Annotated in this window: 10 protein-coding genes and 1 pseudogene; 2 read left to right on the top strand and 9 right to left on the bottom strand. The window is 64.8% G+C overall.

The features are described 5' to 3' along the window. Window positions 1-232 precede the first annotated feature (232 nt). Window positions 233-883: a hypothetical protein gene (locus tag EO141_RS00420; RefSeq protein ID WP_126944745.1), complete on the top strand. Its 651-nt coding sequence runs from the start codon at window positions 233-235 to the stop codon at window positions 881-883. A gap of 649 nt (window positions 884-1,532) precedes the next feature. Here EO141_RS00420 and EO141_RS00415 read toward each other — a convergent pair. The 8 genes and pseudogenes from EO141_RS00415 to rpe all read right to left on the bottom strand — a co-directional run bounded on the left by EO141_RS00415 (window position 1,533) and on the right by rpe (window position 10,852). Then, on the bottom strand, window positions 1,533-4,388 hold the full coding sequence (locus tag EO141_RS00415) for an HrpF/NolX family T3SS translocon protein (RefSeq protein WP_127168243.1): 2,856 nt from the start codon (window positions 4,386-4,388) through the stop codon (window positions 1,533-1,535). Window positions 4,389-4,521: 133 nt separating this feature from the next. Next, window positions 4,522-4,770, bottom strand: a pseudogene (locus EO141_RS00410) (molybdopterin cofactor-binding domain-containing protein); the annotation flags it as partial. A gap of 122 nt (window positions 4,771-4,892) precedes the next feature. After that, window positions 4,893-5,675, bottom strand: a complete 783-nt coding sequence (locus tag EO141_RS00405; protein ID WP_127168242.1) for an SIMPL domain-containing protein — start codon at window positions 5,673-5,675, stop codon at window positions 4,893-4,895. 30 nt (window positions 5,676-5,705) lie between these two features. Next, complete coding sequence (locus EO141_RS00400) at window positions 5,706-6,770, bottom strand: aminotransferase class I/II-fold pyridoxal phosphate-dependent enzyme (protein WP_127168241.1); 1,065 nt, start codon at window positions 6,768-6,770, stop codon at window positions 5,706-5,708. Further along, entirely contained in the window at window positions 6,770-8,245 is a 1,476-nt protein-coding gene (gene trpE / locus EO141_RS00395) for an anthranilate synthase component I (RefSeq protein WP_115675782.1), read from the bottom strand. Before trpE ends, EO141_RS00400 begins: the two co-directional genes overlap by 1 nt. A 284-nt stretch (window positions 8,246-8,529) precedes the next feature. Continuing rightward, window positions 8,530-9,459 carry a lipid kinase YegS gene (gene yegS, locus EO141_RS00390; RefSeq protein ID WP_115675781.1) on the bottom strand — a complete coding sequence of 310 codons (930 nt, stop codon included), beginning with the start codon at window positions 9,457-9,459 and terminating at the stop codon, window positions 8,530-8,532. A 233-nt stretch (window positions 9,460-9,692) separates the two neighbouring features. Further along, window positions 9,693-10,184: a GNAT family N-acetyltransferase gene (locus tag EO141_RS00385; RefSeq protein ID WP_119129425.1), complete on the bottom strand. Its 492-nt coding sequence runs from the start codon at window positions 10,182-10,184 to the stop codon at window positions 9,693-9,695. Next, the gene (gene rpe, locus EO141_RS00380; RefSeq protein WP_104649148.1) at window positions 10,181-10,852 is read right to left on the bottom strand and encodes a ribulose-phosphate 3-epimerase; all 672 of its coding nucleotides are present in this window, start codon (window positions 10,850-10,852) and stop codon (window positions 10,181-10,183) included. Before rpe ends, EO141_RS00385 begins: the two co-directional genes overlap by 4 nt. 122 nt (window positions 10,853-10,974) lie before the next feature. On the opposite strand from rpe, the gene EO141_RS00375 reads away from it, so the two are divergent. Further along, window positions 10,975-11,814, top strand: a complete 840-nt coding sequence (locus EO141_RS00375) for an outer membrane beta-barrel protein (RefSeq protein WP_104583586.1) — start codon at window positions 10,975-10,977, stop codon at window positions 11,812-11,814. A 92-nt stretch (window positions 11,815-11,906) separates the two neighbouring features. Here the strand turns inward: EO141_RS00375 and EO141_RS00370 are convergent, their stop codons facing one another. Continuing rightward, on the bottom strand, window positions 11,907-12,236 hold the full coding sequence (locus EO141_RS00370) for a DnaJ domain-containing protein (RefSeq protein ID WP_047126203.1): 330 nt from the start codon (window positions 12,234-12,236) through the stop codon (window positions 11,907-11,909). Window positions 12,237-12,330: the final 94 nt, after the last annotated feature.

Raw genomic sequence — 12,330 nt, 5'->3', positions numbered from 1 at the left:
GCACTCCGGAGCACGACAGGATCATGTTGCACAACCCGGATGCGGGATTAACGCGATTGCACCCCGGACATTCGATTCGCATCGCTATGCCCGACTTCGCGATGCAGGTCGCAAAAAATGGTCAGCGTGCTGCATTGTTGCCGCCCATAGCGGCCACCCTAAACATCAGACGTGGATTCGCTATCGCGCGTTGCGTTTCACCCTATTTCATCAATACAAGCGAGTGGTATTCATGAAGGTTTCTTCCGCACCCCAGACAGCACATTCCTACACTAACCCCGTAGTGAATTCACCCAGCGCCGAAAGGCAAAGCAGGCCGACCACAAAAAGCGATGGGCCGCTTGCACAGCTCCAGGGACGTTCCGCTCCGAAAAGATATCGCACCGCCCCCAAGCCTGCTCAGTCGAACGCACAGGCTCAGCAGATGCGGCCACTTGGCATGCCGCCATTCCATGCAGGCACCAGTAACGACTGCGGTCTTCATACGATTGCGGCACTGACCGGGCTCGCCGAGGCGGATGTTGTCAACGGGCTTGGCCTGACACCGGACAACATTCAATACATCAGCCAGCATGGCATGACGCCAGACCAGTTTACCTGGGCGATTAGTAAATTCGAAAATGGCAGTGTCAAACACCAGCGCGGATCGCCGCAAGACCTTGCAAGTGCGCTTCATCAGCTTCCAAACTACGAAAAGATTGCGATCGGCATGGAGCGTCATTCAGGCATCGGACACCTCGTTGCTGCGATGCGCCAAGGTGAAAAACTGGTCATCTGGGATCGCCAGGTCAGCCATGTAACAGAAGTGCGAACGAGAGAGGAGTTATTGCATTATTTCAATAGCAATAATGTGTCAAGTGTTCAAACGTGGTCCCGTCAGTGATTCCCGGTAGCCCGCAGCTATCCGCAGGCAACTGAAAAAAACCTCTGCAACATCCTTCTGCAATTGCTGCAGGGCTGCAGCCCAAGCGCTCAGCCCTGCAGTGGTCCGGCCGTTCACCTTTCCCGGGCAGGCCAGGATAATGCGCTTCGGGCAGGCGATAGCAGAGAGAGTCGCCCAGTGCGCTGACCTCTCACGTTTCGATGCAGCGTCATTGCTACGCTCGCCACTTCCACAGCTCTCGCGAACACCCCCGGTCCGGGGGCCGGTGCAGGAATGCTTGCCGGTCGCAGATAGCAGCGGCAAGGGACATTGGCGTTCAAGGTAGCAAGATGGTGGCCGCCAACCTTTGTCAGGCGGCCGTGGGTAATCCTGCGCTGCGCGCTGCCGGTCGATAAGGCTGCGTTCGTTCGGCACTCGGGAGGTGCAAGACGACCCAATGCAGCGTCCAGCTGGGCTGGCAATCTCGCTTATACGGATACGCTCGCTCGCAGTGGTGAACAGGTATGTGCGGCAAAATTTATTGCAGCCACCGTCTATCGAACCGCGAGAGTGCGCGCCTGAAATCAGTTAATCGGCACGCCAATGCATCAGGCGATCGTGGTGATCGCCCTGCACTGCTCTCACAGCAAACGCCGAACGAAGGCGAGCATTACCTGCGCCGCCCACCCCTCAAACTCCTGAGATTTTCCTTCGTATCCGCCTCGAAGTTGTCTGCAATGGGCTTGGGAATACTCTGTTTACCCAGTGGCACCCCGCCCGCGTCTTCCAGATTCTGGCGGATCTCGCCTTTCTTCTTCTCCTTGTCCAATCGCATCTCTTCGTAATGCAAACCTGCCAACACAGGCACTTTGAGCATCTCAGTCGATTTGCTGATGCTGCTACCTACTAAATAACCTTTAACCGCATCAGTTGGCTGTTGCCGCTCGGCTGCCCCCTTGCCTGTTCCCTTGGCTGCGCCCTCGGCTGTCCCCTTGGCTGTCCCCTTGGCCGCGCCTTCGCCTGCGCCCTTGGTTGCACCCTCAGTCGCCCCCTTGCTCACTCCCTTGGCTGCACCCTCGCCTGCCCCCTTGCTCGCCCCCTTGGCGGCGCCCTCGGCGACCCCTTTGGCGGCCCCCTTGGCTGCGAGCCTGGCCGTGGGTCCGCCGACAGCGCCAACCACCGCCCCAGCCATGTTGATGCCGGCGAGTTTCCACGCGAGCGACATGTCGCCGCCTTGCAGTGCGGTGTCGAGGACCTGTGCCGCCTGCGCTTCGCTCTCCAGTGCCAGCGCTGCTGCATCGGCAAACTCGCCGATGACGGGGATGCCGTTCAGTGCACTCAGTCCGACCGAGGCCCAGTCCAGGATCTTGCTGTCCCACTTCAGGAACTCATGCAGTCCCTTGCCGACGGTACCGATGTCCTTTTTCTTCTTCTTGATCTCCGGTTGATCGGCCTTGCCCATCAACATGTCCGCGACGGCCTTCTGCTGGTCGGGTGATGTGGCTGTGTGCGTGGGCGATTTCTCCACGATCTTGTTGGCCCCCGTCATATGTTCGTAGAACTGCTGAAAGTCCTTCTTGCTGATCTTGCCCGAGTCGACGACATGGCCGCCGCCGAAGAAGCTGTGGGGCTTCTTGTAGCCGGTGATCGAGTTGTTCAACACGCCGAACAGCAGCGGGTCGCCCAACAGCTGTTTGGCGGCGTCGCGAACTGCGGGGTCGGCCTTGTCGTCTTTGGCGATCGTGTCGAGCTTGTCGCGCGTCACCTCCTTGCCGTCGCCGAAGAACGCGTCCTGGTGGCTGTTGATGGTGTCCAGCGTTTTCAGTTCGGGCGCGGTCAGGTGCATCTGCGATGCGGATTTCTGCAGGAAATCCGGGGTACTCATCGAACCCGAGTCTCCCGCCAGCGCCTTCCACTGATCGGGGTGCTCACGGAAATACTGCGCGGCAGCGATGACCTGCGGTGGGCGCTTCTGGGTCTTGTCGTCGCCTTCGACCAGGTGCTTGAACGCGTCCTGGTTCAGATCCTTCGGCAGATAGTCCGAATAACGATAGAACTCGCGCATCGCGTCGCTTTCGGTCATGACCGTCGGCTCGGTCTTGTCCGGGCTGTCCGACGCCACATAGTTTTGCGTGTAGCCCTTGGCTTGCTTGGTGGCGTACTCCGCCACCTGCGCGTGGCCGGCCGAGAACTTGCCGAGATCGCCGGCCTTGATCTTGCCGCCGCATTTGCCATCGCCCTGCGAGCCGATGGCGAAGAACAGCCGCGGGTCCTTTTGCAGTTCCGTCAATGCCTTCTTCAGATCCGGCGGTGTCGCCGGGTCGTTGATCTTCGCATCGAGATCGGCCCACGCGAGCGGCAGCTTGTCCTTGTGGCGATCGAGCGTGGTGACGATCTCCAACTCGTTCTGGGTGAGCGTCCCGCCATCCCACGTGACCGAAGAGCCGTCCACCGGCGGCGGCAGGTCGCGCCCTTTCATTTTTTCGGGATTGTAGGTCGCGTTCTTCCCACCCATGGCAGTGACTTGCGGATGGCGATCGGCAAAGTCGTAGAGGTTGGCCGCAATCAGCTTGCCATTGCACTTGCCCTGGTCGTCGTGGTGGTGCTTGCCGTGTCCCTGGGATGCCATTGCGAAGAACAGGCCGGGGTCCTGCTGCAGACCTTGCAGGGCTTTTTTCAGGTCAGGCGGCGTGGCCGGATCGTTGATCTTTTCATCGAGCTTGTCGAACTCGATCGGCGTCATGTCGCGATGCTGATTGAGCGTGGAGACGATCTCGAGCTGGGACTGCGTAAGCGTGCCGCCGTCCCAGGTGACCGTGGAGCCCTCTGCTGCCGGCGGCGGCGTGTCTCCCTTGATATTTTTGGGATTGAACTCGGCGTTCTTCCCGCCCAGATCGGTCACCTGTTGATGGTGGTCTGCAAAATCCCACAAATCGGCGGCCTTGATCTTGCCGCCGCATTTGCCATCGCCCTGCGAGCCGATGGCAAAGAACAGACGCGGGTCTTTCTGCAGGCCTTGCAGCGCGCTCTTCAGATCGGGGGGTGTGGATGGGTCGTTGATCCTGTCGTCGAGTTTTGCGAACTCAAGCGGCATCTTCTCCTTGTGCTGATTGAGTGTCGAAACAATCTGGAGCTCCGATGCGGTGAGCGTGCCGCCGTCCCAGGTCACCGACGATCCATCCACCGCAGGCGGCAGCTTGGATCCCTTGATGTCCTTGGCATCGAAGGCGGTTGGGAGCGTCGGCCAGGAGGTGCGTTTGTCGATCGGCTGGCTGGCCTGCATGTCGTCAGCCGAAGGCGTGGACAACCCAGCCAGTCCGCTGCCTGATCCATCGTTCGGCGCATTGCCGTAGATGGCGGCAAGCAGCTGGTAGATCTGTTGCAGGAACAGGTTATCCATCGCCAGCAACAGATCGGAGTCGTTCATGGCCGAATCGGATCCTGTCGCCTCCGGAGACGACGTATCATCGGTAAGAGGGAGAAGCAGACCGGCGGCACTCCCGGTCGAAAGCGTGTTGAGCGACATGTGCGGCCTCGCAGTGACAGAGCAGTGACAGAGCAGCTGCATATGAGTACATGCTCATACGGTCACACGGGCATGTCTCATGCGGCGAGCACAAATGTTGCCACCGCCGGTACGGGGCGCATGCACCGATGAACTATTTTGGCGAAAAAAGCGCAAGAAACCGCGCGCAGACGACGAGCCTGCAAACCGGCGTAGAGGTAAGACACCCCCGCGCCACGATGGTGTCGCTGCCTGCGCCGATATCGGTCATGTCGGTCTCGATGGTCACCGTGCCGGTGCGATCCGGCCGCGCACGCGCACCTGCCTTGGACATCGGCGCGCCGCACACGGCAGCGGCCATGCCCATCCCGATCAGCCATTGCCCGTCGCGCACGCTGGCGTGCGCCGCCTGTTTAACAGCGCGCGCGCCTCGTCATGCTCGGCGCGTGCAGTGGCCAGCGCTATCTCCGGATACTTGCCCGTGGCATGGACGTTTTCCTTGCAGACGATCCGGATGGCAGCGGCTCACTGCGCGATCAGGAACACCGCATAGATGTTTTCGGTGTAGGTGATGGTGCCGGTCAGCAGGCTTTCGCCGATGCCCTGGGCTCCGGCGCTTGGCGCAGGCGGCGGCGGTGGGGCCGGTGGCGAAGGCGGCGACACCACCGAGCCTGGCTTTGGCGCTGCGGGGGCCGACCAGGTGCCTGCCTCGACACCATAGGCAAAATTGGGGGCGACATCGGAGATGCTGTAGATCCCGCCGAGCCGCACGCCGTAAGCAGCGGCCAGTCCTTGGGCCGATTCGCGCGACTGCGTGGCGGCTTCGCCCTTGAGGTCTGCACGCAAGGCAGCGGCATCGGCGTAGGCGGTCTGCATCGACAGCACCTGGACATGCTCATTGGCCTCCAAGCCGCCGAGAAAGGCACGCACATCCTTCAAGGACGTAAAGGTGCCGCGGATCTTGCGCTCCACGCGGGTGCCTTCGAAGACCGATTTACCCGCCTCGTAACGCGATTGCGGCGCAATCGACAACGCAGAGGCATACAGCGAGTCCTTGAGCACGCGGTTGCGCTGCAACCCATCCAGGACCACACGGGCGCGCTCTTCGACGAACGTGCGTGCCAGGTCGGGCTGCAGATTGGTGTTGCTGACCTTCAGATCGACGATGAACCGGTCCGGGTCCACGGTCCGATAGGCCTGCCCCTTCACCAGCAAGTGCGGCTGCGAGGGCAGCGTATTGATCTGCGCTGTGCCCACGGCAGGTAGCATGAGGGCGGTGGCAAGCATCCAGCCGGCGAATCTGTTCATTGTCGTCTTCCTTGATGGCGAGTGATGCCCCTACAGCGTGGGGTCCTGCAGAAGCGCCGCCACGTCCGTGCACAGCCGATCGACCGCCGCCGGCGTGGTGGCCCATGAGGTCACAAAGCGAATGACCAGGCGGCCATCGCTGCGGGTTTCCCAGCGTTCGAAATCGTAGCGCCGGGCGAGCTGTTCGGCCTGCGCTGTGCTGACGACGATGAACTGCTGGTTGGTCGGCGAGTCGCTGGTGAACTGCACGCCAGCGGCCAGCAAGCCGGCGCGCAAGCGCTGCGCCATGGCATTGGCATGCGCGGCCAGCTCGAAGAACAATCCATCCTCGAACAAGGTGGCGAACTGCGCGCCCAGCAGCATGCCCTTGGCCAGCAGCGCGCCACGTTGCTTGATCAGATAGCGGAAGTCCGCCTGCAATGCCGGAGTGACGATGACCAGCGCTTCGCCGAGCAAGGCACCGTTCTTGGTGCCGCCGATGTAGAACGCATCGGTCAGCGCGGCAATCGTCGGCAGGTCCAGATCGTTGCCAGCGGCAGTGAGTGCGGCGCCCAGGCGTGCGCCATCCAGGTACAGCAGCAGGTCGTGTGCGCGGCAGAAACGCGACAGCGCCTGGAGTTCGGCACGCGTGTAGATGGTGCCGCTCTCGGTGCTGTTGGAAATGTAGACCAGGCGTGGTTGCACCATGTGCTCGTTGCCGTGCACGTCCAGCAACGGCTGGATCAGCGCCGGGGTCAGCTTGTCGTGCAACGCGGGCACGGCCAGCACCTTGTGGCCGGTGGCTTCGATGGCGCCGGTTTCGTGCGTGGCGATGTGCCCGGCCTCCACCGCGATCACCGCCTGGTGCGGGCGCAGGAACGCCGCGATCGCCGTCAGGTTGGTCTGGGTGCCGCCGACCAGCAGATGCACGTCGGCCTGTGCCTGCGCGACTGCATTGCGAATCAATGCAGCCGCACGCGCGGTGTGGCGATCGGTACCATAGCCGGCGTTCTGTTCGGCGCTGGCCTGTGCCAGGGCCTGCAGCAGGCGCGGATGCGCGCCCTCGCTGTAGTCGTTGCGGAAGCTGATGCGCATCGCGTTGCCCTGCCCGTCCATCACAACCCCTTGGCCGCCTGCGCGACCGCACGGAACAGCGCACGCCCCTTGTTCATGGTCTCCTGCCATTCCAGGTCCGGGTCGGAGTCGTAGACCACGCCGCCGCCGGCCTGCACGTACAGATACCCGTCCTGGATCACGGCGGTGCGGATCGCAATGGCGGTGTCGGCATCGCCATGCCAGCCGATATAGCCGACTGCACCGGAATAGACGTTGCGCTTGACCGGCTCCAGCTCGCGGATGATCTCCAGCGCGCGAATCTTCGGCGCGCCGCTGACGGTGCCGGCCGGGAAGGTGGCGCGCAGCACGTCGCTGTAATTCAGGCCGGCCTTGAGCGTGCCGGTGACCTCGCTGACGATATGCATCACGTGGCTATAGCGCTCGATCACGAACTGCTCGCCCACCTTGACCGTGCCCGGTTCGGCCACGCGGCCGACATCGTTACGACCCAGGTCGATCAGCATCACGTGCTCGGCGCGCTCTTTCGGGTCGGCCAGCAATTCTTCTTCTAGCGCCTTGTCCAGCTCCGGTGTTGCGCCGCGTGGGCGGGTACCGGCGATCGGACGCACGGTGACCACGCCATCGCGCAGGCGCGCCAGGATTTCCGGCGAGGAGCCGACCACCTGCGTACCGCCGACATCGAGAAAATACATGTACGGCGATGGATTGAGCGCACGCAGCGCGCGATACACATCCACCGGACGCGCGCGGAACGGCACGCGCAGCCGTTGCGACGGCACCACCTGGAAGATGTCGCCGGCACGCACGTATTCCTGCGCCTTGCGCACCACCGCGTGGTAGTCCTCGCGGGTAAACGAGGAGCGGAAATCCGACTCGTCGATCGCATCGGAAATCTGCGCCTGCGGATACCCCGCGCCGCCCTGACGCAGGCGGTGCGCCAGTTCGTCCAGGCGCCGGTTGGCGCGCACGTAGGCCTGCGGCTGGCGCGGGTCGGCATGCACGATCAGGTACAGCCGGCCCTTGAGGTTGTCGAACACCGCCAGCTCTTCGGACAGCATCAGCAGGATGTCCGGCGTGCCCAGCTCATCGGGTTTGTCGCCGGTGCCCAGGCGCGGCTCGATGTACTGGATGCACTCGAAACCGAACCAGCCGACCAGGCCACCGGTGAAACCGGGCAGGCCGTCGAGCTGCGGCACCGAGTGCTCGGCGCGCAAGGCGTCGACTTCGGCCAGCGGGTCGGCGACCTCGCGGGTTTCCAGCACTTCGCCGTGCTCGCTGATTTCCAGCGTGTGCCCGCGGAAGCTGTACACGCGCCGCGCCGGCAGGCCGATGATGGAATAGCGCCCGAAGCGTTCGCCACCTTCGACCGATTCGAACAGGTAGGTGTAGGCGCCGTCGGCGAGCTTCAGATAGACCGACAGCGGCGTGTCCAGGTCGGACAGCACTTGCCGGACAACGGGGATACGGGTGTGACCTTCAGCGGCCTGGCGCTGGAACTGCTCTGCAGTGATCAAGACGACTTTCCTTCCGGGACTCTGTGGCGGGGCGGACGACGGCAACGGGCCACCATCGCCACCAGCGGCGAGCGGAAGAGAAGGAGCGTGGAGTCGTCAGGCGGGACACGCCGCTACTGTAGCGCAACTGCCGCGCAAGGGCAGCAGGCGCGAAGCCAAAGCCGCGCAAATCGCGAAGCTGCGTCAGTCCGGCCTGGGTGTCTTACAGCCCGTGACACCAACACCCCGCTCTATCGCTCCATCGCTCTTCCGATTCCCCAATCCCGATTCCCGATTCCCAGCGCTCAAACGCTCCGCAACGGGCACTCCACCGGCAAATGCATCCGCAACCGCGCCGGCACGCATTCGATGCGGAAATGCAGCGAGGTCTCCGGCTCGCCATCCAGGTTCAAGGTCAGCGGCTGGTGCGAGACGATCTCCAGCCACGGCAGCCGCGCGCGCACGGCCACGCGCTCCAGCGCGGCCTGTTTGCCGCCGGTGACCAGGGTACCGAGGGTGGCGGCCACTTCGCCGTTGAGCGCAGGCACGATGGTGACGTCGAGCAGGCCGTCGTCGATCAGGGCCTCCGGGCACAGCGCCTGGCCGCCGCCGGCCTGGCGTCCGTTGCCCAGGCCAAGTGCAATGAACTCGCCTTCCCAACTGAAATCCGGGCCGCTGAAGCGGGCGCTGATCGGGTCGATCCGGCCCAGCCGCGACATGCCGGTGATCAGATACGCCAGGCCGCCCAGCATCTTCTTCAGGCCTTCGTCGGTTTCGACGGTGACCTGGGTGCCGAACCCGCCGCTGGCGACGTTGGCGCACCAGTGCGGGCCGTGCTCGGCGTCGATGCGCAACAGGTCGATCGGCTCGGCCGCACGCTCGGCGATCAACGTCAACGCGGCGAGCGGCTCGATCGGCAGATTGGCGGCGGTGGCGAAGTCGTTGGCGGTCCCCAGCGGCACCAGGCCCAGCGACGGCAGCGTGGCGGCGTCGGCCGTGTGATGCGCCAGCGCGGCGGCCACTTCGCTCAAGGTACCGTCGCCGCCGGCCGCGATCACGGTGTGGGCGCCGTCGGCAACCGCTTCGCCGACATAGCGCTCGGCATCGCCGTCTTCCCAGGTGACCCGCACCTCGAGCTGGATGCCGCGCTTGCGCAGCGTTCCCACCGCCTCACGCAGGTCCAGGTTGTCGGTGGACTTGCCGTTGAGGATCAGACGCCAGTGGGACGCGGCCATGCACGCTGCCAATGCTGTGAGGGTGGTGGCCGCAGGCTAGCAGCGGCCCGCTGCGTGCCTCGTGAATACGCAGCGTCGCCGGGCTGTCATCGGCATGTCACCGATGACCCGGAGAGTGGAAGGCCATAGCAGGGACGACGGGCGGAGGCAGGATCAGCCTCCAATTTTCCTGAAGGCCGCTCCGGTGGGGGCGGCCTTCTTCTTGCGTGCCACGGCGGCGCGGCAGGCCGCGCTCAGGTACCGGCGGCGAAGGCGGCCAGGCGCTCGCCGTCGAGCCGGTAGACGGTCCAGCCGTCCATCGGGCGCGCACCGGCCGCCTGGTAGAAGTCGATGGCCGGCTGGTTCCAGTCCAGCACCGACCATTCGAAACGCCCGCAGCCACGCTGCACGGCCAACCGGGCCAGATGCCGCAACAAGGCCAGGCCGGCGCCCTGCCCGCGCGCCTGCGGACGCACGAACAGGTCTTCCAGATACAGGCCGTTGCGGCCGAGCCAGGTCGAGTAGTTGAAGAAATACACCGCAAATCCCAACGCCTGGCCATCCTGCTCGCAGATCAGTGCATGCGCGGTGGCCCCGTCGCCGAACAGGCTGGCGCGCAGGTCCTCCGGGCTGGCCTTGACCGCATCGGGTTCGCGCTCGTACACCGCCAGTGCGGTGATCAGCTCGTGCAGCAGCTGCGCATCGTTCGGCGTGGCAGCGCGGATCTGCAGCGTGGGCGCGCTCATCGCACCGCGTCCACCGCTGCGCGCATCTGCGCGATCACCTGCGCATAGTCGGGCGCGTTGAAGATCGCCGAGCCGGCGACGAAGGTGTCGGCACCGGCCGCAGCGATCGCGCCGATGTTGTCGGCCTTGACCCCGCCGTCGATCTCCAGCCGGATCGGCTTGCCCAGCGCGTCGATCCTCTTGCGGATGGCGCGCAATTTATCCAGCGCCGAGGGAATGAAGGCCTGCCCGCCGAAGCCGGGGTTGACCGACATCACCAGCACCAGATCCAGCTCGGGCAGCACCCAGTCCAGGATGTCCACCGGGGTGGCCGGGTTGAGCACCAGGCCGGCCTGGCAGCCGTGCGACTTGATCAGCTGGATCGTGCGGTGCACATGGCGGCTGGCTTCGGGATGGAAGCTGATGGTGGTGGCGCCGGCCTCGGCGAAGTCCGGCACGATGCGGTCCACCGGCTCGACCATCAGGTGCACGTCGATCGGCGCGACGATGCCGTGCTTGCGCAGCGCCTGGCACACCATCGGGCCGATGGTGAGGTTGGGCACGTAGTGGTTGTCCATCACGTCGAAGTGCACCCAGTCGGCGCCGGCCTTCAGGACGTTGCTCACTTCCTCGCCCAGGCGGGCGAAATCGGCGGACAGGATGGACGGGGCAATCGCCGTCGGTTGCATGGGCAGCTCGTCAAGGAACGGGACACGCATTGTCGCAGGCACGCGACGCCGGTGCATCCGCGCCGGTCCCGCCTGCGTATGCACCTGACCGGCGCACCGCGCCCTTTCGCCAAGGACACCGCATGAAGACCACCCCGCTCGCCTCCGCTGCGCTTGTTTTGATGGCCCTGGCCCCGTCTGCCTGGGCACAGACCGGCCCGGCCGACTGGTCAGGTTTCTCGATCGGCGCCAATGTCGGCGGTGCCGACGTCAGTGGCGTTTCCGGCGGCCGCTTCGGCTTCGACACCAACCTGGACGGCCGCGATGGCGACCAGGTCAGCACCCCGACCGGCGCCGATGCCTTCTCGCCCGGATTCTGCGGCGGCGCGGCGGCCGGGCGCACCCCGGCCAGCGGCTGCAGCAAGGACAAGGGCGGCGCCGAATACGGCGCGCGGCTGGGCTACGACTGGCAGGCCGGCAACTGGGTCTACGGCGTGGTCGCCGAATACACCCGCAACGACCTGCGCGACAGCGTCAGCGCCTTCAGCACCACCCCGGCGTTCTACACCTTCACCCGCCAGCTCAACCGCACCGCCGCCCTGCGCGGCCGTATCGGCTATGCCTTCGGCGCGCAGGGTGACTATCTGGCCTATGTCACCGCCGGCGTGGCACGCGGCGAGTTCGACCACAGCTTCTCCAGCAGCAACACCGCCAACAGCTTCACCAGCAGCGGCGGCGACAGCGCCGACGGCTACCAGGCCGGCCTGGGCCTGCAGCGCCGCTTGAGCGACAACGTCTCGGTGGGCGTGGAGTACCTGTTCACCCGCCTGCAGGACGAAGACACCCGCGTGCGTGTCGGCCCGGGCACCGCGCCGGCCACCAACCCGTTCCTGCGCGTCAACCCGGCCGGTACCGATCTGCGCCGCACCGATACGGACTTCTCGTCGAATGCGGTGCGCCTGACGGCGACCTATCGCTTCTGAGTTCTGGAGCTTGCGTGACCACGCCCGACCTGCAAGGGGTCGGGCGTGCTTGATGGTGGCGCCAATGCCGATGCCGGAACGCGGCGGCTGGATCAGCGTTTGCGAAGACGCTGGATCCGGTCGTAGGCCGCATTGATCTGGCTGGCTTTCCGCTCGGCCTGGCGGCGTGCTTCCGGCTCGGCGTTGGCCACCTTGTCCGGGTGGTAGCGCGACATCAGCCGGCGATAGGCCAGGTCGATCTCGGCAGTAGTGGCGTCCGGCTCCAGTCCCAGCGCTTCGTACGGGTTTTCGGCGCGGCGCTTGAACCAGCCGGCGTCCACCGCATGCCCGATGGCCAGGCCGATCATCAGCCCGACCACCGGCGCGCCACGGAACAGCAGGGCGCCGGCCAGTGCGCCGAGCAGTTTTCCATACCAGGACATGGGCGATCGGGGGGCGGGAAGGCGGGCTGGCGATCTTACCCGAACGCCCGCCCGGCCTGGCTGACGCGGCCTGCACGCCGGCCCGCAGGCGGGC

This window comes from Xanthomonas sp. BRIP62415, from assembly GCF_003993515.1.
GTDB classification, from domain to species: domain Bacteria; phylum Pseudomonadota; class Gammaproteobacteria; order Xanthomonadales; family Xanthomonadaceae; genus Xanthomonas; species Xanthomonas euroxanthea.
The sequence above is the reverse complement of the archived record's forward strand: the minus strand, read 5'-3'. Positions and strand labels throughout refer to the sequence as shown.

What these genes read in the sequence shown, in the direction of transcription:
- EO141_RS00420 (WP_126944745.1), top strand. Translation starts at nt 233, where the DNA reads ATGAAGGTTTCTTCCGCACCCCAGACAGCACATTCCTACACTAACCCC.
- EO141_RS00415 (WP_127168243.1), bottom strand. Translation starts at nt 4,388, where the DNA reads ATGTCGCTCAACACGCTTTCGACCGGGAGTGCCGCCGGTCTGCTTCTC.
- EO141_RS00405 (WP_127168242.1), bottom strand. Translation starts at nt 5,675, where the DNA reads ATGAACAGATTCGCCGGCTGGATGCTTGCCACCGCCCTCATGCTACCT.
- EO141_RS00400 (WP_127168241.1), bottom strand. Translation starts at nt 6,770, where the DNA reads ATGGACGGGCAGGGCAACGCGATGCGCATCAGCTTCCGCAACGACTAC.
- yegS (WP_115675781.1), bottom strand. Translation starts at nt 9,459, where the DNA reads ATGGCCGCGTCCCACTGGCGTCTGATCCTCAACGGCAAGTCCACCGAC.
- EO141_RS00385 (WP_119129425.1), bottom strand. Translation starts at nt 10,184, where the DNA reads ATGAGCGCGCCCACGCTGCAGATCCGCGCTGCCACGCCGAACGATGCG.
- rpe (WP_104649148.1), bottom strand. Translation starts at nt 10,852, where the DNA reads ATGCAACCGACGGCGATTGCCCCGTCCATCCTGTCCGCCGATTTCGCC.
- EO141_RS00375 (WP_104583586.1), top strand. Translation starts at nt 10,975, where the DNA reads ATGAAGACCACCCCGCTCGCCTCCGCTGCGCTTGTTTTGATGGCCCTG.
- EO141_RS00370 (WP_047126203.1), bottom strand. Translation starts at nt 12,236, where the DNA reads ATGTCCTGGTATGGAAAACTGCTCGGCGCACTGGCCGGCGCCCTGCTG.